19 protein-coding genes are annotated in these 22,450 nt (G+C 63.2%); 14 read left to right on the top strand and 5 right to left on the bottom strand.

Annotation, left to right across the window (positions count from 1 at the left end; genetic code table 11):
- Window positions 1-15: 15 nt before the first annotated feature.
- A complete protein-coding gene (locus ABVN19_RS01305) occupies window positions 16-903 on the bottom strand; it encodes an acyl-CoA dehydrogenase (RefSeq protein WP_105641930.1) in 888 nt (295 codons plus the stop codon).
- Window positions 904-1,035: 132 nt separating this feature from the next.
- On the opposite strand from ABVN19_RS01305, the gene olsB reads away from it, so the two are divergent.
- Together olsB and ABVN19_RS01295 are read left to right on the top strand one after the other, a co-directional pair.
- Window positions 1,036-1,791 (top strand): L-ornithine N(alpha)-acyltransferase, encoded by a 756-nt coding sequence (olsB, locus tag ABVN19_RS01300; RefSeq protein WP_028943338.1) that lies wholly within the window; start codon window positions 1,036-1,038, stop codon window positions 1,789-1,791.
- Complete coding sequence (locus tag ABVN19_RS01295; protein WP_028943337.1) at window positions 1,791-2,579, top strand: lysophospholipid acyltransferase family protein; 789 nt, start codon at window positions 1,791-1,793, stop codon at window positions 2,577-2,579. Before olsB ends, ABVN19_RS01295 begins: the two co-directional genes overlap by 1 nt.
- Window positions 2,580-2,581: 2 nt before the next feature.
- On the opposite strand, the gene ABVN19_RS01290 is transcribed toward ABVN19_RS01295, so the two are convergent.
- Window positions 2,582-3,163, bottom strand: a complete 582-nt coding sequence (locus tag ABVN19_RS01290) for an ACP phosphodiesterase (protein ID WP_028943336.1) — start codon at window positions 3,161-3,163, stop codon at window positions 2,582-2,584.
- 153 nt (window positions 3,164-3,316) lie between these two features.
- Here ABVN19_RS01290 and ABVN19_RS01285 point away from each other — a divergent pair, with 153 nt between their 5' ends.
- From ABVN19_RS01285 to ABVN19_RS01275, 3 genes are read left to right on the top strand one after another with little or no spacing between them, the layout of a single operon-like run.
- Complete coding sequence (locus tag ABVN19_RS01285) at window positions 3,317-3,619, top strand: helix-turn-helix transcriptional regulator (protein WP_028943335.1); 303 nt, start codon at window positions 3,317-3,319, stop codon at window positions 3,617-3,619.
- 13 nt (window positions 3,620-3,632) lie between these two features.
- Entirely contained in the window at window positions 3,633-4,802 is a 1,170-nt protein-coding gene (locus tag ABVN19_RS01280) for an MFS transporter (RefSeq protein WP_028943334.1), read from the top strand.
- Between the two features lie 17 nt (window positions 4,803-4,819).
- Window positions 4,820-5,869, top strand: a complete 1,050-nt coding sequence (locus ABVN19_RS01275) for an alkene reductase (protein ID WP_028943333.1) — start codon at window positions 4,820-4,822, stop codon at window positions 5,867-5,869.
- Window positions 5,870-6,014: 145 nt separating this feature from the next.
- Here ABVN19_RS01275 and ABVN19_RS01270 read toward each other — a convergent pair whose 3' ends face one another.
- The 3 genes from ABVN19_RS01270 to ABVN19_RS01260 form a co-directional block, all read right to left on the bottom strand.
- Window positions 6,015-6,854 (bottom strand): ATPase, encoded by an 840-nt coding sequence (locus ABVN19_RS01270; protein WP_105641929.1) that lies wholly within the window; start codon window positions 6,852-6,854, stop codon window positions 6,015-6,017.
- An 88-nt stretch (window positions 6,855-6,942) separates the two neighbouring features.
- Window positions 6,943-7,938 (bottom strand): NAD(P)-dependent oxidoreductase, encoded by a 996-nt coding sequence (locus ABVN19_RS01265; RefSeq protein ID WP_105641928.1) that lies wholly within the window; start codon window positions 7,936-7,938, stop codon window positions 6,943-6,945.
- A 49-nt stretch (window positions 7,939-7,987) separates the two neighbouring features.
- Window positions 7,988-8,878: a LysR family transcriptional regulator ArgP gene (locus tag ABVN19_RS01260; RefSeq protein ID WP_105641927.1), complete on the bottom strand. Its 891-nt coding sequence runs from the start codon at window positions 8,876-8,878 to the stop codon at window positions 7,988-7,990.
- Window positions 8,879-9,000: 122 nt separating this feature from the next.
- Between ABVN19_RS01260 and ABVN19_RS01255 the strand changes: the two genes are divergently transcribed.
- From ABVN19_RS01255 to ABVN19_RS01215, 9 genes are all read left to right on the top strand, one after another.
- Entirely contained in the window at window positions 9,001-9,600 is a 600-nt protein-coding gene (locus ABVN19_RS01255) for a LysE/ArgO family amino acid transporter (RefSeq protein ID WP_028943329.1), read from the top strand.
- Window positions 9,601-9,788: 188 nt separating this feature from the next.
- Entirely contained in the window at window positions 9,789-10,385 is a 597-nt protein-coding gene (locus ABVN19_RS01250) for a Fe-Mn family superoxide dismutase (protein WP_028943328.1), read from the top strand.
- A 264-nt stretch (window positions 10,386-10,649) separates the two neighbouring features.
- Window positions 10,650-12,701 (top strand): bifunctional diguanylate cyclase/phosphodiesterase, encoded by a 2,052-nt coding sequence (locus ABVN19_RS01245; protein ID WP_028943327.1) that lies wholly within the window; start codon window positions 10,650-10,652, stop codon window positions 12,699-12,701.
- Between the two features lie 148 nt (window positions 12,702-12,849).
- Window positions 12,850-14,181 (top strand): imelysin family protein, encoded by a 1,332-nt coding sequence (locus ABVN19_RS01240; protein ID WP_028943326.1) that lies wholly within the window; start codon window positions 12,850-12,852, stop codon window positions 14,179-14,181.
- A 264-nt stretch (window positions 14,182-14,445) separates the two neighbouring features.
- Window positions 14,446-15,873 carry a di-heme oxidoredictase family protein gene (locus ABVN19_RS01235; protein ID WP_353632782.1) on the top strand — a complete coding sequence of 476 codons (1,428 nt, stop codon included), beginning with the start codon at window positions 14,446-14,448 and terminating at the stop codon, window positions 15,871-15,873.
- A gap of 16 nt (window positions 15,874-15,889) precedes the next feature.
- Window positions 15,890-16,954: an imelysin family protein gene (locus ABVN19_RS01230; RefSeq protein WP_105641925.1), complete on the top strand. Its 1,065-nt coding sequence runs from the start codon at window positions 15,890-15,892 to the stop codon at window positions 16,952-16,954.
- 2 nt (window positions 16,955-16,956) lie between these two features.
- Window positions 16,957-18,054 carry a DUF1513 domain-containing protein gene (locus ABVN19_RS01225; protein ID WP_028943323.1) on the top strand — a complete coding sequence of 366 codons (1,098 nt, stop codon included), beginning with the start codon at window positions 16,957-16,959 and terminating at the stop codon, window positions 18,052-18,054.
- Between the two features lie 123 nt (window positions 18,055-18,177).
- A complete protein-coding gene (locus ABVN19_RS01220) occupies window positions 18,178-19,329 on the top strand; it encodes an efflux RND transporter periplasmic adaptor subunit (protein WP_105641924.1) in 1,152 nt (383 codons plus the stop codon).
- A gap of 13 nt (window positions 19,330-19,342) precedes the next feature.
- Window positions 19,343-22,390 carry a multidrug efflux RND transporter permease subunit gene (locus ABVN19_RS01215; protein ID WP_028943321.1) on the top strand — a complete coding sequence of 1,016 codons (3,048 nt, stop codon included), beginning with the start codon at window positions 19,343-19,345 and terminating at the stop codon, window positions 22,388-22,390.
- The last annotated feature ends 60 nt before the right edge of the window (window positions 22,391-22,450 follow it).

Here is a 22,450-nt window from a genome sequence, read left to right as displayed (position 1 = left end):
CAGCCTAGCGCCCCATCATGACAGACCGGCGTTGGCCCAGGCCTTGGCCAGGCGCTTGGCTCGCGCCGCACTGGCGATTTCCAGCAAGCCCTGGTCGCGCTGCCACAGCGCCGCCCACTCACCGCCACTGCTGCCCAGCGCCTGGTTGATCTCATCCTTGAGGGCTGCAAACTGGGCAAACAGACCACCCAGCAGCAAATGGCAGGCGCTGGAATCGGCGCACTGCCGACTGCCCTCGGCGCAGCCCCCCAGCAGGCCGATCAGGCGCAACTGCAGCCCTTGCGGCCACCCGCTGTCCTGGCCGACACCATACAGCCAGGCGCACAGGGCACTGAGCACATAAAGGTCTTCGAGGGAGCGGAAAGGCTTGACGTAAGCATCCCAGCCATCACCGGCCAGACGCTCGCACAAGGCCTGGTCCAGGTGCAGACGGGCGTGGCCCACTTCCGGCATCAGTGGCAGGGCCGGCAACGGTTCCAGCCGTACTCCTGGCTCACCGGGATAGACCACCGCCAGGCTCAATTGCGGTGACTCGCCCGCAGGCTCGCTGCGCGCCGCCACCAGCAACCAGTCGGCATCCAGCCCGGCGGTGACAAAATCCTTGCTGCCGGTCAGGCGCAGGTCATCCAGGCGTACCTGCATGTCGGCGGGGCGTACGCTGCGTCGTTCACTGGCACACAAGGCGCCCAGGCTCGCCGGGGCACTGGGCCAGAGCACACGCAGGGCCGCCTGGTAGCCGATCAGGAAGGCCAGCCCCGGCGTCGGCATGGCGCGGGCCCCGAGCACCGCCAGCTCGAACGGGCTGACCGTGCCCAGGCGCGCCAGCAGGCTGGCGTAGGTGTCGGCCAGGTTGGCCGCCAGGGAATGTCGCTGTGGGTCGTTGAGTCGTTGCAGCCAGGCCATCGAAGCGCTCCTTGGGGGTGTCATACAAGCATCACCAAAGGTTCATGGGGGTGACACCGCGTCTACCTAGGCTGAGCTTGCACAACAAAGTCGACCGGCCGCAACCCCATGGCTGGCTTATGGAGACTCGCAATGACTCAGATCGCTCGCTCTGGCGACAACAGCACTGAACGCCGTCTGCAAGCCGAACGCCTGGTAGGCCCTGCAGCCCTGCAGGAAGCACAAGCCCTGCGCTTCAGTGTATTCAGCAGTGAATTCAAGGCCAAACTCAAGGGTGCCGAACAGGGCCTGGACATGGATGACTACGACATTCATTGCCGTCACATCGGTGTGCGTGACCTCAACAACGGCCGCCTGGTGGCCACCACGCGCCTGCTCGACCACCAGGCTGCCAGCAGCCTGGGCCGCTTCTACAGCGAAGAAGAGTTCAGCCTGCACGGCCTCGGCCACCTGCAAGGCCCGATACTGGAGCTGGGCCGCACCTGTGTCGACCCGGCCTACCGCAATGGTGGCACCATCGCCGTGCTCTGGGCCGAACTTGCCGAAGTGCTCAATGAAGGCCGCTACAGCTACCTGATGGGCTGCGCCAGCATCCCCATGCAGGACGGCGGTATACAAGCCCATGCGATCATGCAACGCCTGCGCGAACGCTACCTGTGTACCGAGCACCTGCGCGCCGAACCCCGCAATCCGCTACCCAGCCTGGCCCTGCCCGGCAACGTCATCGCCGAAATGCCGCCGCTGCTCAAGGCCTACATGCGCCTGGGCGCGAAGATCTGCGGCGAGCCGTGCTGGGACGAGGACTTCCAGGTCGCCGATGTGTTCATTCTGCTCAAACGGGACGAGCTCTGCCCGCGCTATGCCCGCCACTTCAAGGCGGCAGTCTGATGCCGCGCCTGCGCGTCATGGCGCGCGTGCTCCGGGTCTTGCTGGTAGTGCTGTTCGGGCTGGGCATGGCCGCGCTGTTCACCCTCTATGAACGCCTGCGCATCCCGGCCTCGACCGAGCGGCGCCAGCGCTGGTCGCAGCTGTTCATGACCAGGCTGAGCAATGCCCTGCCCTTCAAGGTCCGGGTGATCGGCCCCCTGCCACAACAGCCGATGCTGTGGGTCAGCAACCATGTGTCCTGGACCGACATTCCGCTGCTGGGCATGCTTGCCCCGCTGTCGTTCCTGTCCAAGGCCGAAGTGCGCAACTGGCCGGTTGCCGGCTGGCTCGCGCACAAGGCCGGCACCCTGTTCATCCGCCGCGGCGGCAACGACAGCCAACTGCTGCGCAAACAGATCAGCCAGCACCTGCAACAGGCCTGCGCCTTGCTGATCTTCCCCGAGGGCACCACCACCGATGGCCGCAGCCTGCGCACCTTCCACGGTCGCCTGCTGGCCAGCGCCATCGACACCGAAGTAGCCCTGCAACCGGTGGCCCTGCGTTACCTGCGTAATGGCCAGGCCGACCCGATTGCCCCGTTCATTGGCGACGACGATTTGCTCTCGCACCTGATGCGCCTGTTTGCCAACGACTGCGGGGAGGTGGAAATCCAGCTACTGAGGCCTATCCAGAGCGCTGGCGAAGAGCGCGCTGCCCTGGCATTCAAGGCCCAGCAGGCGATCCAGGTGGCGCTGTTCGGTGTTCAAGAGCCTGCCTTCCAGACACAGCGCCGGGCGAAGGCCGCCTGAACCTAGACGCGAGCCAGGGCCTTCCCGGCGAAGGTCTGCAGCTCGGGGTAGAACGCCCGGAAATCGTCGCTCAGCGGTTCATAAAGCGCGTCGACCAACTCCATTGCTCCGTCCATCCCCTCAGGTTTCGACAACCGGCGGGCGATACCGCGAAATACCTGCTCCAGCACCGCGAACTCACGGTACGAGCCCAGCCAGTCATCAGCCGCCATGTAAGGCGCTATCTGTGCCAGCCGCCCCGGCAGCTCCGGTTGCGCCGCCAGTACCTGGTACACCCGCCCGGTGAACTGCTCCAGGGGCTGTTCGGCATAGTCCGGCCAGTGCAGGGCCAGGCAGTGATCAAAGAACACATCGAGCATGATCCCGGCAAAGCGCCGCCGCTCGCGCGGAAATCGCGCCAGCGCGCCGAGCACCAGGGGGTGGCTGTCGGTAAAGACGTCGATTTGCCGGTGCAGGCGAATCGCGGCCTCCAGCGGCAGGGGGAAGCGACCGTCCAGGGGCCCTTTGACGAAGTCGCCATAGAGGCTGCCGAGCAATTGCTCGGGTTGTTGGCCGCCCAGATGAAGGTGTGCGAGGTAGTTCATGGGCGCAGTCTAGCACTTGTCCATTTCATATCGTTATAACCCGATATAGCGATTTACGCTGAGCTCAGAACCTCTTCATATTTGTATATCGCGAAATACCGATTTATATTTCGCTCCATCGCGATATACCGCTACACAACCATGAGCCCAACCATGCCTCTCGATCTCGACGAAATAATAAAAGCCCTGGCCCACCCAGTACGGCGAGAAATCCTCAACTGGCTGAAAGACCCTGACGCACAGTTCCCCGACCAGCACCACAGTACCGAACACGGTGTGTGTGCCGGGCAGATCGACCAACGCTGCGGCCTGTCGCAGTCGACGGTCTCGGCCCACCTGGCGACCTTGCAGCGTGCGGGGCTGATCAGTAGCCAGAAGATCGGACAGTGGCACTTTTTCAAACGCAACGAGGAAACCATCCAGGCCTTCCTCAAGCAGATGAGCCAAGAGCTCTGACAAGGACCTTGCAATGCCCCTTTCACTACTGATCCTGGCGCTCAGCGCCTTCGCCATCGGCACCACCGAATTCGTCATCATGGGCCTGCTGCCCGATGTGGCGGCGGACCTTGGTGTGTCGATCCCGGGCGCCGGCTGGCTGGTCACAGGCTACGCCCTGGGCGTGGCCATTGGCGCACCGTTCATGGCCCTGGCGACTTCGCGCCTGCCCCGCAAGGCGGCCCTGATCGCTCTGATGGGGGTGTTCATCGTCGGCAACCTGCTGTGCGCGGTGGCCGCCGACTACAACCTGCTGATGTTCGCCCGGGTGGTCACGGCCTTGTGCCACGGCGCCTTCTTCGGCATCGGCTCGGTGGTTGCCGCCAGCCTGGTGCCGGCCAATCGCCGTGCCTCGGCCGTAGCCCTGATGTTCACCGGCCTGACCCTGGCCAACGTACTGGGTGTACCGCTGGGGACCGCCCTGGGCCAGCTGTACGGCTGGCGCTCGACCTTCTGGGCAGTCACCGTGATCGGCGTGATTGCCTTGATCGGCCTGATCCGCTTCCTGCCGTTTCGCCATGACGAGGAAAAACTCGACATGCGCGCAGAGCTGGCCGCCCTCAAGGGCGCGGGCATCTGGCTGTCGCTGTCGATGACCGTGCTGTTCTCGGCCTCGATGTTTGCCCTGTTCACCTACGTGGCACCGCTGCTGGGCGACGTCACCGGCGTATCGCCCCAGGGCGTGACCTGGACCCTGCTGCTGATCGGCCTGGGCCTGACCCTGGGCAACATCGTCGGCGGCAAGCTGGCAGACCGGCGCCTGAGTGCGACCCTGATCGGTGTGTTCATCAGCATGGCCGTGGTGTCTACCGCGCTGAGCTGGACCAGCGCAGCCCTGATCCCGGCCGAAATAACCCTGTTCCTCTGGGCCACCGCTGCCTTCGCCGCCGTACCGGCGCTACAAGTCAACGTGGTGACCTTCGGCAAGGCGGCACCCAACCTGGTATCGACCCTGAACATTGGCGCCTTCAACCTGGGCAACGCCCTGGGTGCGTGGGTCGGCGGCACCGTCATCGCCCAGGGCCTGGGCCTGACCCGCGTGCCCCTGGCCGCCGCAGCACTGGCCGTACTGGCCCTGATCGTCACCCTGATCACCTTCAGCCAGGGCGGCAAAAACGCCGAACTGGCCCCTGCTTCTCACTGACAAGCCCAGAGGTATATATGACGACTATTTTCGATCCGATCACCCTCGGCGACCTCGAACTGCCGAACCGCATCATCATGGCGCCGCTGACCCGTTGCCGCGCAGACGAAGGCCGCGTGCCCAACGCCCTTATGGCCGAGTACTACGTACAGCGCGCCAGTGCCGGCCTGATCCTCAGCGAAGCCACCTCCGTGACTCCCATGGGCGTTGGCTACCCCGACACCCCCGGCATCTGGTCCAACGACCAGGTGCGCGGCTGGACCAACGTGACCAAGTCGGTGCATGGCGCTGGCGGACGGATCTTCCTGCAGTTGTGGCATGTGGGGCGCATTTCCCACCCGATCTACCTCGACGGCGAAACCCCGGTTGCCCCCAGTGCCATCCAGCCCAAGGGACATGTCAGCCTGGTGCGTCCGCTGGCCGACTACCCGACGCCACGCGCGCTGGAAACCGCAGAGATCGCCGACATCGTCGAGGCCTACCGCACCGGTGCCGAGAACGCCAAGGCCGCCGGTTTCGACGGAGTCGAAGTGCATGCTGCCAACGGCTACCTGCTTGACCAGTTCCTGCAGAGCAGCACCAATCAGCGCACGGACCTGTACGGTGGCTCGCTGGAAAACCGCGCACGGCTGCTGTTGGAAGTGACGGACGCGGTGATCGACGTGTGGGGCGCACAGCGTGTCGGTGTACACCTGGCGCCTCGAGCCGACTCCCATGACATGGGCGATGCCAACCGTGCCGAAACCTTCACCTATGTGGCCCGTGAACTGGGCAAGCGCGGCATTGCCTTCATCTGCTCACGAGAGAAGGAAGCCGATGACAGCATCGGCCCATTGATCAAGGAAGCCTTCGGCGGCCCCTACATCGTCAACGAGCGCTTCACCAAGGCCAGCGCCAATGCCTCGTTGGCCAGCGGCCGGGCCGATGCGGTGGCTTTCGGCGTGCCGTTTATCGCCAACCCCGACCTGCCGGCCCGATTGGCGGCGGATGCACCACTGAACGAAGCGCACCCAGAGACCTTCTACGCCAAGGGGCCGGTCGGTTACATCGACTATCCGCGGATGTAAAACCGCACCGCGGGACAAGGCAAGGTATCGCCTAGGGCCGCTTTGCGGCCGATCGCAGCCTCGTTCCTCGGCTGCGTGTAGCCGCTGGCGGTAGCCTGCGATCGACCGCGCAGCGCTCGTGGATCAAGTCAGTTGCGCTTACGCGTCAAGGACGGGCATTGATCTGCCGCTGCAGGTTCTGCACCTGGCTCTGCAGCGTATTGATGGTCCGCGTCATCTGCGCCCGAAACGCATCGAACTCGGCCACCGACGCACCACTTGCCGTCGGCGCCGGGCGATTCTCCTGCTCGCTCTTGAGCACCAGCAGATCCTGCTCCAAGCGCTCGATGGCCGCACTCGGATTGCCCTGCTTCTTCAGATTCGCCACATCGGCGCTCAGGCTCTTGAGCTGGCCATCGAGTTTGCCGCCGTCAACCTGGGCCGCCTTCAACGCCGCCAGCTCCGCATTCACCGACTTCAACTGAGCTTGCAATTCAGTCTGCAACTTGGCATTGGCCGCCTGCTGCTCACTGGCCTGGGCCAACACCTGCTCCAGGCGCTTGCCCAGATCCCCTGCCTGCCCGGCCACGCCCTGCTGCTGCTTGCCTTGCTCGGCAAGGCTGGCCTGCAGCTGCTTGATCTGCAGCTTCAGGGCTTCACTGCCGCTGTTGACGCTGGTCTCACTGGCCTCGACCTTGCCGCTGATCGCCTGCAAGCGACCGGCTGCCTCTTCGCTGATACGGGCAAAACTTTCCTGAGTAGCGACCAATTGCTGCTCCATCAGCGAGACCTGCTGGAAACTCCACCAGCCAAGGCCCGCCAGGGCGATGAACGACGCGCCAAGCAACGCCCACAACGGCCCGGTGCTGGGCGCCCGGGCCGTTTTTCGCCCAGCGCCTGCAACGACACCTCGGTCCATCGGCAGCGGCTCAAAATCATCGTCATCCCGCGTACCGGCCCGCAGGCTCGGGACATTGTCGAAATCGTCTTGAAGATCGTTACGCATGAGAGCCTTCAACCGCCGTAGTAGCAAATGGGCACTAGTATAAACCGCTTATGCGGCGCTCTGATCGACCGCAAACCAACGCCTGGGTTCAGTGCTGCGAATCCTGGGCCTTCCACCAGCCACAGAACTCGTCCAGCGCCGACCACAGGCTGACCGTCGGTCGATAGTTCAACAGATGCCGGGCGCGGCTGATATCGAGGGTGAAGTCCTTGCTCATGACCTGCATACCCAGGCGCGACAAGGTCGGCTGCGGGCGCCCGGGCCAGAGCATGCAGGCGCCTTCGTTCAGGGCCGCCAGGCTGTAGGCCAGGCCATAGGAGCGGTAGCGCGTGACCTGTGGCAACTGCATCTGGCGCATCACATAGTTGACAACATCCCACACCGGCAGCGGATGACCGTTGCTGATGTTGTAGGCCTGACCCAAGGCTTCTTCGTCGGCGAACAGTGCGCTGAGCAGCGCTTCGTTGAGGTTCTGCACGCTGGTGAAATCGACCTTGTTCAGGCCGTTGCCGATGATGGACAGGCGACGCTTGCGCTGCATCTGCAGCAAGCGCGGGAAGATGCTCACATCCCCGGCGCCGGTAACAAAGCGCGGGCGCAAGGCCAGCACTTCAAGGCCGAACTCCTGGGCACCGAAGACTTTCTGCTCGGCCAGGTACTTGGTGGCCCCGTAGTGATCATGAAAGCGTCGTGGCACCTGATCTTCGCGAATGTCCCGTTGCGAGCGACCGTTGAAGTAGATCGAAGGCGACGACAGGTGGACCAGGCGGCGCACATGCTCTTTCAGGCAGGCCTCGACCACGTTCTCGGTGACCACTACATTGCCTTGGTAAAAATCCTGGTAGCGCCCCCAGTTGCCCACCGCGCCCGCGCAATGCACTACCGCATCGACGCCCTGGCACACACGCCGGGCCAGTTCCGGATCGCCCAGGTCCCCCGGAGTAAACTGTGCCCCGCGCCGCACCAGGTGCTCGACGCCTTCGGCACGCCGGCCATTGACCCGAACCTCAAGGCCCTGCTCCAGGGCAAAACGCGCAAAGCGCCCGCCAATGAAGCCGCTTGCGCCGGTGACCAGAATTCGCATGTACCACTCCGCCTTACCAGATTTCAGATGCTGCTGACGCCGCCAACGCCTACAAGGGCACCAGCCATTGCCGCGCCGTGTGGCACAGATGTTCGGTCAGTTGCGCGAGCAGTTGCCCGCCATTGCGCCAATGATGCCAGTACAACGGCACATCGATGGGTTTATCCGCCGAAATTTCTACCAGGCGGCCACTGGTCAGTTGCTCCCGCACCTGCAACTCCGGCACCAGCCCCCAGCCAAGACCCGCTTCGGTCATGCGCAAGAACCCCTCGGACGACGGGCACAGGTGGTGCAGGAAGCCATCCTGGATGCCCAGGGTCGCCAGGTAGCGGTGCTGCAGGAAATCATCCGGGCCGAACACCAGCGCCGGCGTGCGCGTCAGTCGTGCAGCATAAAACCCCTGCGGGAAGTAGCGGGCCATGAACGCCGGGCTGGCCAGAGCCCGGTAACGCATTGCCCCCAACGGCAAGCTGCGTGCCCCCGCCACCGGCCGTTCACTGCCACACAGGCACGCCGCCACTTCACCGGCACGCATGCGCTTGAGTCCTACTTCCTGGTCCTCTACCACCAAGTCCAGCAGCACCTGTTGCTCGGCACAAAAGGCACCCACCGCGCCGGCCCACCAGGTCGCCAGACTGTCGGCGTTCAGGGCGATGCGCAGGCGTTCGGGCATGCCCTCCTCGTTCAGCGCCGGCACCTGGCTTTGCAGGTCGCGCTCGAGCAGGCGCACTTGCTGCACATGGTTTAGCAACTGACGCCCGACATCAGTAGGGCTGGGCGGGTTGGCCCGTATCAGCACCGGTTGCCCAACCCGCGCTTCGAGCAATTTGATGCGCTGGGAAATCGCCGACTGCGACAGCCCCAACACCTGGGCGGCACGCTCGAATCCCGCCTGTTCGATGACCGCGGCGAGCGCTGAAAGCAGTTTGTAATCGAACATTATTTTTCCTAATGCCGGATCAGCTTTATTTGTTTTTCTTATACAGATCCAGCCCCCAGAATGGCCAGCATCTTCTTTGGTTTTAAGCGCCGCGTCCTGCTGGCGCCTGCGGAGTGTCCCCTATGTGGCAAAGCTACCTGAACGGCCTGCTGGTCGCCTTCGGCCTGATCATGGCAATCGGCACCCAGAACGCTTTCGTCCTGGCCCAGAGCCTGCGCCGTGAACATCACCTGCCGGTGGCCGCCCTGTGCGTGTTCTGCGACGCCCTTCTGGTCGCTGCCGGGGTGTTCGGCCTGGCCACGGTACTGGCCCAGAACCCGACCTTGCTGGCCGTGGCCCGTTGGGGGGGCGCTGTGTTCCTGATCTGGTACGGCAGCAAGGCGCTGCTGCGCGCCTGCTCGACCCAGAGCCTGCAACAGACGGAAGGCCAGGGCCTGCGCTCGCGCCGGGCCGTGCTGCTCAGCGCTCTGGCGGTTACCTTGCTCAACCCGCACGTATACCTCGACACCGTCCTGCTGATCGGCTCGCTGGGTGCCCAGCAGGCTGTGCCGGGTGCCTATGTGGCCGGCGCTGCCAGTGCCTCGCTGCTGTGGTTCTTCACCCTGGCGCTGGGCGCGGCCTGGCTGGCCCCCTGGTTGGCACGTCCCGGCACCTGGCGCCTGCTCGACCTGATGGTGGCGGTGATGATGTTCGCCGTGGCGGCCCAGTTGATCCTCACCTGAACACCACTCGTCTGGCGGTGGCGAAGGCTCTGGAACCTCTTTCCCGTACACTTGTTGCGTGGTTATGCCCAGGGCCCGGTGCTATGATCCTGCCCTTGCGTCGCAAAGAGTAAAAACTCCCCGACGCACTCCGGCCGCCCGTGATCGGCCTTGCGCTCACCGCAACAGACCTGATTAGGAGAATCACCATGGCTTTTGAATTGCCGCCGCTGCCTTACGCACACGACGCCCTGCAGCCGCATATTTCCAAGGAAACCCTGGAATACCACCACGACAAGCACCACAACACCTATGTCGTGAACCTGAACAACCTGGTGCCAGGCACCGAGTTCGAAGGCAAGACCCTGGAAGAGATCGTCAAGACCTCCTCGGGCGGTATCTTCAACAACGCCGCTCAAGTCTGGAACCACACCTTCTACTGGAACTGCCTGGCCCCTAACGCCGGCGGCCAACCAACCGGCGCCCTGGCTGAAGCCATCAACGCTGCGTTCGGTTCTTTCGACAAGTTCAAGGAAGAGTTCACCAAGACTTCCGTCGGCACCTTCGGTTCCGGCTGGGGCTGGCTGGTGAAGAAGGCTGACGGTTCCCTGGCCCTGGCCAGCACCATCGGTGCCGGTTGCCCGCTGACCAGCGGCGACACCCCACTGCTGACCTGCGACGTCTGGGAGCACGCCTACTACATCGACTACCGCAACCTGCGTCCAAAGTATGTCGAGGCATTCTGGAACCTGGTCAACTGGACGTTCGTCGCTGAGCAGTTCGAAGGCAAGACCTTCACTGCCTAAGCGAAACCAGTGATAAAAAACCCGGCCAGTCCGGGTTTTTTTTCGCCTGCCCCAACCCCTGAGGTTCTTGCTCCAGGCGGATACCGCGCTAACATCAAACGTTGGGAAGGATAATTCCCGCAATTAAAGTCGCAAGGTCGGGAACCGATACAGAGGTGACAGGACATCGACGCCGGAAGGGGGTCGGGCTCTGCCAACGGCTGATAGTGGATTGCCAAGATTGATGGCAAAATGATGCCGCGCGCATGGATTAAGGAAACCCCATTGAAGCTGGAACTCAAGAACAGCTTATCGGTCAAGTTGCTCAGGGTTGTACTGCTCTCGGCACTGGTGGTCGGTGTCGTCCTCAGTTGTGCGCAGATCGTCTTCGATGCCTACAAGACTCGTCAGGCAGTGGCCAACGACGCCCAGCGAATCCTCGACATGTTCCGCGACCCCTCCACCCAGGCCGTCTACAGCCTGGACAAGGAAATGGGCATGCAGGTCATGGAAGGGTTGTTTCAGGATGAGTCGGTGCGCATGGCCTCCATCGGCCATCCCAATGAAACCATGCTGGCGGAGAAAAACCGTCCGCTGCAGGAATCCCCGACTCGCTGGCTGACCGACCTGATCCTGGGCCAGGAACGCACCTTTACCACGCAACTGGTGGGCCGCGGCCCCTATAGCGAATACTACGGCGACCTGAGCATCACCCTGGACACTGCCAGCTACGGCAAAGGGTTTCTGGTCAACTCGGTGATCATCTTCATTTCCGGGGTACTGCGCGCCTTGGCCATGGGCCTGGTGCTGTACCTGGTCTACCACTGGATGCTGACCAAACCGCTGTCGAAGATCATCGAGCACCTCACCCAGATCAACCCCGACCGCCCCAGCCAGCACCAGATTCCGCTGATCAAGGGCCACGAACGCAACGAACTGGGGCTATGGGTCAACACGGCCAACCAGTTGCTGGCCTCCATCGAGCGCAACACCCATCTGCGCCATGAGGCCGAGAACAGCCTGCTGCGCATGGCCCAGTACGACTTTCTCACCGGCCTGCCCAATCGCCAGCAACTGCAACAGCAACTGGACAAGATCCTGGTCGATGCCGGCCGCCTGCAGCGCCGGGTGGCCGTACTGTGTGTCGGCCTTGACGACTTCAAGGGCATCAACGAGCAATTCAGCTATCAGACCGGTGACCAATTGCTGCTGGCCCTGGCCGATCGCCTGCGTGCCCACAGTGGCAGGCTCGGCGCCCTGGCGCGCCTGGGTGGCGATCAGTTTGCACTGGTGCAGGCCGATATCGAACAACCCTACGAGGCGGCGGAACTGGCCCAGAGCATCCTCGATGACCTGGAGGCGCCCTTCGCCCTCGACCACCAGGAAATCCGCCTGCGCGCCACCATCGGCATCACCCTGTTCCCCGAAGACGGCGACAGCACCGAGAAGCTGCTGCAAAAAGCCGAACAGACCATGACCCTGGCCAAGACTCGCTCGCGCAATCGCTACCAGTTTTATATCGCCAGCGTCGACAGCGAGATGCGCCGCCGTCGCGAACTGGAAAAAGACCTGCGCGAAGCCCTGCCACGCAACCAGTTGTACCTGGTGTATCAACCGCAAATAAGCTACCGCGACCAGCGTGTGGTCGGCGTCGAAGCCCTGTTGCGCTGGCAACATCCGGAATTGGGCATGGTCCCGCCTGACCAGTTCATTCCCCTGGCCGAGCAGAACGGCAACATCATCAGCATTGGTGAGTGGGTGCTCGACCAGGCGTGCCGGCAATTGCGCGAATGGCACGACCAGGGCTTCAGCGAATTGCGCATGGCGGTCAATCTGTCGACAGTGCAACTGCACCACAATGAACTACCGCGGGTGGTCAACAACCTGCTGCAGATCTACCGCCTGCCGCCGCGCAGCCTGGAGCTGGAAGTCACCGAGACCGGCCTGATGGAAGACATCAGCACCGCCGCCCAGCACCTGCTGAGCCTGCGTCGTTCCGGCGCCCTGATTGCCATCGACGACTTCGGTACCGGCTACTCCTCGCTCAGCTATTTGAAATCGCTGCCGCTGGACAAGATCAAGATCGACAAGAGCTTCGTCCAGGACCTGCTCGATGACGACGACGATGCCACCATCGTTCGCGCCATCATCCAGCTGGGCAAGAGCCTGGGCATGCAGGTCATCGCCGAGGGCGTGGAAACCGCAGAGCAGGAAGCCTACATCATTGCCCAGGGCTGCCACGAAGGTCAGGGCTACCACTACAGCAAGCCCTTGCCCGCACGGGAGCTGACAGCCTTCCTCAAGCAGGCGCAACGCAACCAGCTTTCAATTCTGTAACCCCCACCGGCATTGAGCAAACGGGCATAACCACGCATTTGAATATTTACGTGACTGCCCCTTTACACAAAATGCAAATCTTTCGCATTATGTTGCAGCTTTGCGTACCCCGGTACGCGTGTCCAACCTCTCGACGCAGGAATTCACCATGATTCGTATGCCTCTGGCCACCGCCAGTCTGTTGGCCATTGCCATCTCTCTCGCCGGTTGCGGCGACGACAAGGACAAGGCCGCCGCACCGCAAGCCCAAGCGCCTGCCGCCAGCGCAGCGGCACCGGCTGCTGGTGCCGTCGACGAGGCCGCCGCCAAGGCCGTGGTCAAGCACTACGCCGACATGGTCCACGCCGTGTACAGCGACTCGTTGAGCACCGCGAAAACCCTGCAGACCGCCATCGATGCCTTCCTCGCCAAACCCAACGACGAAACCCTGAAAGCCGCCAAGGCCGCCTGGGTAGCTGCGCGCGTTCCATACCTGCAGAGCGAAGTGTTCCGCTTCGGCAACACCATCGTCGACGACTGGGAAGGCCAAGTGAACGCCTGGCCGCTGGACGAAGGCCTGATCGACTACGTCGACGCCAGCTACGAGCACGCCCTGGGTAACCCGGGTGCTTCGGCCAACATCATCGCCAACACAGAAATCCAGGTTGGCGAAGACAAGATCGACGTCAAGGAAATCACCCCGGAGAAACTCGCCAGCCTCAACGAGCTGGGCGGTTCCGAAGCCAACGTTGCCACCGGCTACCACGCCATCGAATTCCTGCTCTGGGGCCAGGACCTGAACGGCACCGGCCCAGGCGCCGGCGCCCGTCCTGCCTCCGACTACCTGGAAGGCCAAGGCGCCACTGGCGGCCACAACGAGCGCCGCCGCGCCTACCTCAAGGCCGTGACCCAACTGCTGGTCAGCGACCTTGAAGAAATGGTCGGCAACTGGGCGCCGAACGTCGCCACCAACTACCGCGCCACCCTCGAAGCCGAGCCTGTCACCGACGGCCTGCGCAAAATGCTGTTCGGCATGGGCAGCCTGTCGCTGGGCGAACTGGCGGGCGAGCGCATGAAGGTTTCCCTGGAAGCCAACTCCCCTGAAGACGAACACGACTGCTTCAGCGACAACACCCACTACTCGCACTTCTACGACGCCAAGGGCATCCGCAACGTCTACCTGGGCGAGTACCTGCGCGCCGACGGCACCAAGATGACCGGCCCGAGCCTGTCGTCACTGGTCGCCAAGATCGACCCGGCCACCGACGCCACCCTCAAGGCCGACCTCGAAGCCACTGAAGCGAAGATCCAGGTCATCGTCGATCACGCCAACAAGGGTGAGCACTACGACCAGCTGATCGCTGCCGACAACACCGCCGGCAACCAGATCGTGCGCGACGCCATCGCCTCGCTGGTCAAGCAGACCGGTGCCATCGAGCAGGCTGCAGGCAAGCTGGGCATTGCCAACCTGAACCCGGATACTGCTGATCACGAGTTCTGATACTGCGGCTGGGCAAAAAAGGCGACCTTCAGGTCGCCTTTTTTCTGCGCAGAACAAACTGAAGGCGCGGGCTTGCCCCGCGATGGCCAGTAAAGCCAACACATTCGCTATCGCCTGAATTGCTCATCGCGGGGCAAGCCCGCTCCTTCAGCACGCCCCCAGATAACACCGATTTCATCTGCCAAACGCAAATCCCTCTTATTCGATGTCCCTTAGCCTGCTAAGCTTGCACGCCGGTTTTTACCCCAAGCCCCAGGATTGTCGATGTCCTCGTTGCTTCACCGCCTAAGTCCCCTGCTGCTGGCCATCAGCCTGGCAGGCTGCGACGACGCCCCGCGTTTCACCCAGGCCGAGCCCGGCGAAGCCCTGGGCGGCGGCAAGACGACGGTCAACAAACGCGACCAGAATGCTTATTCCATGCCTTCCGCCAACCTCGCGCCCAGCCGACGCCTGGACTTCAGCGTCGGCAACAGCTTCTTTCGCAACCCCTGGGTCATCGCCCCCGCCACCACCACCGCCCGTGACGGCCTGGGGCCACTGTTCAACACCAACGCCTGCCAGAACTGCCACATCAAAGACGGCCGCGGCCACCCACCTGGCCCCAACGCCAAGCACGCCGTGTCGATGCTGGTGCGCCTGTCGATTCCCGACCAGCCCCAATACGCCAAGGTCATCGAACAACTGGGCATCGTTCCCGAACCGGTCTACGGCGGCCAGTTCCAGGACATGGCCGTGCCCGGCGTAGTCCCCGAAGGCAAGGTGCGGGTCGAGTATTCCCCGGTGCCGGTCACCTTCAAGGACGGCACCATCGTGGAACTGCGCCAGCCCACGCTGAAGATCACCCAACTGGGTTATGGGCCAATGCACCCCGACACGCGTTTGTCCGCCCGCGTCGCCCCGCCGATGATCGGCCTGGGCCTGCTCGAAGCCATCCCCGAGGCTGCACTGTTGGCCAATGCCGACCCCGATGACCGCAACGGCGATGGCATCCGTGGCCTGCCCAACCAGGTATGGGACGATGCCCAGGGCAAGACCGTCATGGGCCGCTTTGGCTGGAAGGCCGGGCAACCCAACGTCAACCAGCAGAACGTGCATGCGTTCTCCGGCGACATGGGCCTGACCACCCGCCTGCGGCCGATGGACGACTGCACCCCGGCCCAGCTCGACTGCCTCAATGCGCCCAGCGGCAACGGAGCCAATGGCGATCAGGAAGTCAGCGAAAACATCCTGCGCCTGGTGCTGTTCTACACCCGCAACCTGGCGGTGCCGAACCGCCAGGACGTCGACTCGCCCCAGGTGCTGGCCGGCAAGAACCTGTTCCACCAGGCCGGTTGCCAAAGCTGCCACACGCCACGCTTCACCACCGCTGCCGATGCCGCCGAACCGGAGCTGGCCAATCAGTTGATTCGTCCCTACAGCGACCTGCTGTTGCACGACATGGGCCCAGGCCTTGCCGATAACCGCACCGAGTTCAAGGCCGGCGGCCAGGACTGGCGTACGCCCCCCTTGTGGGGTATCGGCCTGACCCAGACCGTCAGCGGTCACACCCAGTTACTTCACGATGGCCGCGCCCGCAACCTGCTCGAAGCCGTGCTCTGGCACGGCGGCGAAGCCGAAGCGGCCAAGCAGCATGTCTTGACCTTCAATGCCGAGCAACGCGCCGCGTTGCTGGCGTTCCTGAATTCACTTTAAGTCAAAGGAGCCGGGCATGTTCCGACCCAAACTGTTGATCACAAGCCTCGCCGCCCTTGCCCTGGGCGCCTGCTCGCCGCAAGACCCGCAAGCTGTGACCTCGGCCGCCATCGCCAAGCAGGTGATCCTGCCAACCTACAGCCGCTGGGTCGAAGCCGACCGCCAGTTGGCCGTCAGCGCCCTGGCATTCTGTGAAGGCAAGGCTGACCTTGCCACCGCCCGTGCCGACTTCCTCCACGCGCAAAAAGCCTGGGCAGAACTGCAACCGTTGTTGATCGGCCCGCTGGCTGAAGGCAACCGCGCCTGGCAGGTACAGTTCTGGCCAGACAAGAAGAACCTGGTCGGCCGTCAGGTCGAGCAACTGGTCAATGGCGACAAGCCGGTCGATGCCGCCTCCCTGGCCAAGTCCAGTGTCGTGGTGCGCGGTCTCTCCGCCTACGAATACATCCTCTTCGACAGCAAGCCCGACGCTGCCAATGCCGAGCAGAAAGCCCGCTACTGCCCGCTGCTGGTCGCCATTGGCGAGCACCAGAAGGCCCTGGCCGAAGAGATCCTCAAAGGCTGGAACAACACCGACGGCATGCTCGCGCAGATGACCAAGTTCCCCAACCAGCGCTATGCCGACTCACACGAAGCCATCGCCGACCTGCTGCGTGCCCAGGTCACCGCCCTGGATACCCTGAAGAAAAAACTCGGCGCCCCCATGGGCCGCCTGAGCAAAGGCATCCCGCAGCCGCTGCAGGCCGAAGCCTGGCGCAGCCACTCCTCGCTCAAGAGCCTGGAAGCCAGCCTGAAAGCAGCACAGACCGTCTGGGTCGGTGTCGACAACCAGGGCCTGCGTGGCCTGCTGGGCAAAGACCAGAAGGCCCTGGCCGACAAGATCGACGCCGCCTACGCCAGCGCCCTGAAGTTGCTGGCCGACAACCAAAAGCCATTGGGCGAACTGCTCGCGGACGAAGCCGGTCGCCAGCAGCTCAATGCGATCTACGACAGCCTCAACGTTGTCCACCGCCTGCATGAAGGCGAGCTGGCCAAGGCGCTGGGCATCCAGCTGGGCTTCAATGCCAACGACGGTGACTGATCATGTTGCGACGCCAGGCTCTCAAACTCGGTAGCGTTCTCCTCAGCGCCCTCACCCTGGGCGGCTGGACCCTGTTTCGCGGCAAGGACAGCGGCCCGCTGCTGCTCTCGGCCCGCGATGACGGCGATGGCAAGCACTACGCCGTCGGCTATCGCCTGGACGGCACCCAGGTGTTCGCCACCGAGGTTGGCCAGCGTTGCCACGACATCATCAACCACCCCGGGTTGCCCATTGCCCTGTTCGTGGCCCGACGTCCCGGCACCGAAAGCTACCTGGTCGACCTGCGCGATGGTCGCCTGTTGCAGACCATCACCTCGCAGCCGAACCGGCACTTCTACGGGCATGCGGTCATCCACAAGAGCGGCGAATGGCTGTACGCCACCGAGAACGACACGACCGACCCTGGTCGTGGCGTGCTCGGTGTCTACCGTTTTGACGGCGAGCGCCTGGCCTATAGCGGCGAGATCTCGACCCACGGCATCGGCCCGCACCAGGTGTCGTGGATGCCCGATGGCGAAACCCTCGTAGTGGCCAACGGCGGCATTCGTACCGAGGCCGAAAGCCGGGTAGAGATGAATCTCGACGCCATGGAACCGAGCCTGGTGCTGATGCAGCGCGATGGCACCCTGCTGAGCAAGGAAATACTGCCCCAGCAGATGAACAGCGTGCGTCACCTGGCCATTGCCAGCGACGGCACCATCGTCGCCGGGCAGCAGTTCATGGGCAGCGGCGATGAAACCGCCGAGCTGTTGGCGATCAAGCGTCCGGGGCAAGCATTCCAGGCCTTTGATGTGCCCGAACAGCAGTTGCAGTCGATGGCCAATTACACCGCCAGCGTCGCCATTCACAGCGAACTGCGCCTGGTCGCCCTGACCGCGCCACGGGCCAACCGCCTGTTCATCTGGGACCTGGACACCGCACAGGTGCGCCTCGATGCACCAATGCCCGACTGCGCCGGCGTCGGCGCGGTAGCCGACGGTTTTGTCGTCACGTCGGGCCAAGGTCGCTGCCGACTGTATGACTGCCGCAAGGCCGAACTGATCGGCCAACCCCTGCAACTGCCCTCCGGACTGTGGGACAACCACCTGCACCTGGCCTGAAACAACCCGGGAACAGAGAGTTCCCAAAGCCGGTCAAACGCGTAATATTCGCTACATCGCACGTGGGCAGGAACGCCCGCAGTCGTGCCGTCGAACAATAAATCGTATCCAAGGAACTGGACTATGCTGCGCCGCCGCATGCTGATCATGTTGGGTATTGTTCTGCTGCTAGTGCTGGTCCTGGGGGGCTACAAGGCGTTCTCCATTTATCAGCAGATCCAGATGTTCTCGGCCCCCAAGCCTCCCATCAGCGTGGCGGCGGCCGAGTCCAGCGAGCGCATGTGGCAAAATCGCCTGCCTGCGGTGGGCAGCCTTACCGCCCTGCAAGGGGTCGACCTGAGCCTGGAGATCGCCGGCACGGTCAAGACCCTGCAGTTCGAGTCCGGGCAACAGGTGCGCAAGGGCCAGCCCTTGCTGCAACTGGACAGCGACGTCGAAACAGCCCTGCTTGGCACCGCCCTGGCAGACCTTGGCCTGGCCCAGGTGGACTTCAACCGCGGTAGCCAACTGGTGGGCAGCCAGGCGATTTCCCGCGGCGAGTACGACCGTCTCAATGCCCAGTACAAGCGCAGCAAGGCGGTGGTCGACCAGCTCAAGGCGTCCCTGGCCAAAAAAAGCATCAACGCCCCCTTCAGCGGCACCATCGGCATCCGCCAGGTGGACGTCGGCGACTACCTGGCCAGCGGTACGGTGATCGCTACCCTGCAAGACCTGAGCAGCCTGTATGTGGACTTCTTCGTGGCCGAACAGGCAGTTCCCACGTTGAGCATCGGCCAACAGGTGCTGGTCAGCGTCGCGGCCTACCCGCACCAGACCTTCCCCGGCACCATCAGCGCCATTAACCCCAAGGTCGAAGACAGCACCCGCAACGTGCAGGTACGCGCGACCCTGGCCAACCCCGAGGGCAAGCTGCTGCCCGGCATGTTCAGCAGCCTGCAGGTGCTGCTGCCCGACCCTGGGCCACAGATTGTGGTACCCGAAAGCGCCGTGACCTACACCCTGTACGGCAACTCGGTGTATGTGGCCATGCCGAAAAAGAACGAAGACGGCCAGCCGCAAAAAAACGCCGATGGCCAGCCCGAACTGATCGCCGAGCGACGCTTCGTCGATACCGGCGAGCGCCGCGATGGTCTGGTGGTCATCAGCAAGGGCCTCAAAGCCGGTGAGCAGGTGGTGACCGCCGGCCAGTTGAAACTGACCCAGGGCGCGTCGATCACCATCAGCCCGGACAAGACCCTGAAACCACCGCCCAGCAACTCGGCGCACGCCAACTGATCGAGGATGCGTCATGGCCTTTACCGATCCGTTCATCCGCCGGCCGGTGCTGGCCAGCGTTGTCAGCCTGTTGATCGTGCTGCTGGGCTTCCAGGCCTGGAGCAAGCTGCCCATCCGCCAGTACCCGCAGATGGAAAACGCCCTGATCACCGTGACCACCGCCTACCCTGGCGCCAACGCCGAAACCATCCAGGGGTACATCACCCAACCCATGCAGCAGAGCCTGGCCAGCGCCGAGGGCATCGACTATATGACCTCGGTAAGCCGGCAGAACTTCTCGGTGATTTCGGTCTACGCGCGCATCGGTGCCGACAGCGACCGGCTGTTCACCGAGCTGCTGGCCAAGGCCAACGAGGTGAAGAACAAGCTGCCCCAGGACGCCGAGGACCCCGTACTGAGCAAGGAAGCCGCCGATGCGTCGGCGCTGATGTACATCAGCTTCTACAGCGGCGAAATGAGCAACCCGCAGATCACCGACTATTTGTCGCGGGTTATCCAGCCCAAGCTGGCCACCCTGCCCGGCATGGCCGAAGCGGAGATTCTCGGTAACCAGTTGTTTGCCATGCGCCTGTGGATCGACCCGGTGAAGCTGGCCGGCTACGGCCTGAGCGCCAACGAAGTGACCGACGCAGTGCGCCGCTACAACTTCCTCTCGGCCGCCGGCGAGATCAAGGGTGAGTACATCGTCACCAGCATCAATGCCACCACCGAGCTGAAGACGGCCGAAGCCTTTGCCAACATTCCGCTCAAGACCAGCGGCGACAGCAGGGTGCTGCTCGGTGATGTGGCGCGGGTGGAGATGGGCGCGGAAAACTACGACACCGTGAGCTCGTTCGACGGCACCCCTTCGGTGTACATCGGCATCAAGGCCACGCCCGGCGCCAACCCGCTGGACGTGATCAAGGAAGTGCGCAAGCTGATGCCCGAGCTGGAAAGCCAGCTGCCGCCCAATCTGAAAGCCTCCATCGCCTACGACGCCACCCTGTTCATCCAGGCGTCCATCGACGAGGTGGTCAAGACCCTGGTCGAGGCGGTGCTGATCGTTATCGTCGTGGTGTTCCTGTTCCTCGGCGCCTTGCGTTCCGTACTGATCCCGGTGGTCACCATTCCGTTGTCGATGATTGGCGTACTGTTCTTCATGCAACTGATGGGCTACTCGCTCAACCTGCTGACCTTGCTGGCGATGGTGCTGGCCATCGGCCTGGTGGTGGACGATGCCATCGTTGTAGTGGAAAACATCCACCGCCACATCGAAGAGGGCAAGACGCCCTTCGAGGCGGCCCTTGAGGGTGCGCGGGAGATTGCCATGCCGGTGGTGTCGATGACCATCACCCTGGCAGCGGTCTACGCCCCTATCGGCTTCCTGGAGGGCCTCACGGGGGCATTGTTCAAGGAGTTCGCCCTCACCCTGGCCGGCGCGGTGATTATTTCCGGCATCGTTGCCCTGACCCTGTCGCCAATGATGTGCGCGATGCTCCTGCGTCATGAGCACAACCCCAGCGGTCTGGCCCACCGCCTGGACAACCTGTTCGAAGGTCTCAAGGTGCGTTACCAGAAGCTCTTGCATGCCACCCTGAACACCCGGCCGGTGGTGCTGGTGTTCGCGGTGATCGTGCTGTGCCTGATTCCGGTGTTCTTGATGTTCACCAAGAACGAGCTGGCACCGGATGAAGACCAGGGCGTCATCTTCATGATGGCCACGGCGCCACAGCCGACCAATCTGGATTACCTCAGTACCTACACCGACGAGTTCATCGACATATTCAAGGCGTTCCCGGAGTACTACTCCTCGTTCCAGATCAACGGCTTCAACGGAGTGCAATCGGGTATCGGCGGCTTCCTGCTCAAGCCCTGGAACGAGCGCGACCGTACCCAGATGGAATTGCTGCCATTGGTACAAAGCAAACTCGAAGGCATTGCCGGTCTGCAGATCTTCGGTTTCAACCTGCCTTCGCTGCCGGGCACGGGCGAAGGCCTGCCCTTCCAGTTCGTGATCAATACGGCCAATGACTACGAATCGCTGCTGGAGGTGGCTGAACGGGTCAAGGAACGCGCCCAGGCGTCGGGCAAGTTCGCCTTCCTCGACATCGACCTGGCCTTCGACAAGCCCGAGGTGGTGGTCGATATCGATCGGGCCAAGGCCGCGCAAATGGGGGTGTCGATGGATGCGCTGGGGGGGACGCTGGCAACCCTGCTGGGGGAGGCAGAGATCAACCGCTTTACCATCGACGGGCGCAGCTACAAGGTCATTGCCCAGGTCGAGCGGCCCTATCGCGACAACCCCGACTGGTTGAGCAACTACTACGTCAAGAACCAGCAGGGGCAGATGCTGCCGCTCTCGACCCTGATCACCCTCAGTGACCGCGCGCGACCGCGCCAGCTCAACCAGTTCCAGCAACTGAACGCGGCGATCATCCAGGGTTTTCCCATGGTCAGCATGGGCGAAGCCCTGGAGACAGTGCATGACATCGCCCGTGAAGAAGCACCGGAAGGTTATACCTTCGACTACGCCGGGGCGGCGCGCCAGTTCGTGCAGGAAGGCCGTGCACTGTGGACCACCTTCGGCCTGGCCCTGGCGATCATCTACCTGGTGCTGGCTGCTCAGTTCGAGAGTTTCCGCGACCCGCTGGTGATCCTGGTGACAGTGCCGCTGTCGATCTGCGGCGCGCTGATCCCGCTGTTCCTGGGCATCTCGAGCATGAATATCTACACCCAGGTCGGCCTGGTGACACTGATCGGCCTGATCAGCAAGCACGGCATTCTGGTGGTCGAGTTCGCCAACCTGTTGCGCCAGCAAAAAGGCCTGAGCGCCCGTGAAGCCGTGGAAGAAGCGGCGGCGATTCGCTTGCGCCCGGTATTGATGACCACGGCAGCCATGGTGTTTGGCATGGTGCCGCTGATTCTGGCCACCGGTGCCGGGGCGGTCAGCCGCTTCGATATCGGTACGGTGATTGCCACCGGGATGTCGGTGGGCACGTTGTTCACCCTGTTCGTGCTGCCTTGCGTCTATACCCTGCTGGCCCGGGCCGACGTACCCCAGGCGCAGGCGCAAGCCGCCTGAAGCTGCAGATGCAAAAAGGCCTCGTCACTGACGAGGCCTTTTTCGTGCTCAAGCATTCAA

It is taken from the genome of Pseudomonas vranovensis, from assembly GCF_040438935.1.
Classification (GTDB): domain Bacteria; phylum Pseudomonadota; class Gammaproteobacteria; order Pseudomonadales; family Pseudomonadaceae; genus Aquipseudomonas; species Aquipseudomonas vranovensis.
The sequence above is the reverse complement of the archived record's forward strand: the minus strand, read 5'-3'. Positions and strand labels throughout refer to the sequence as shown.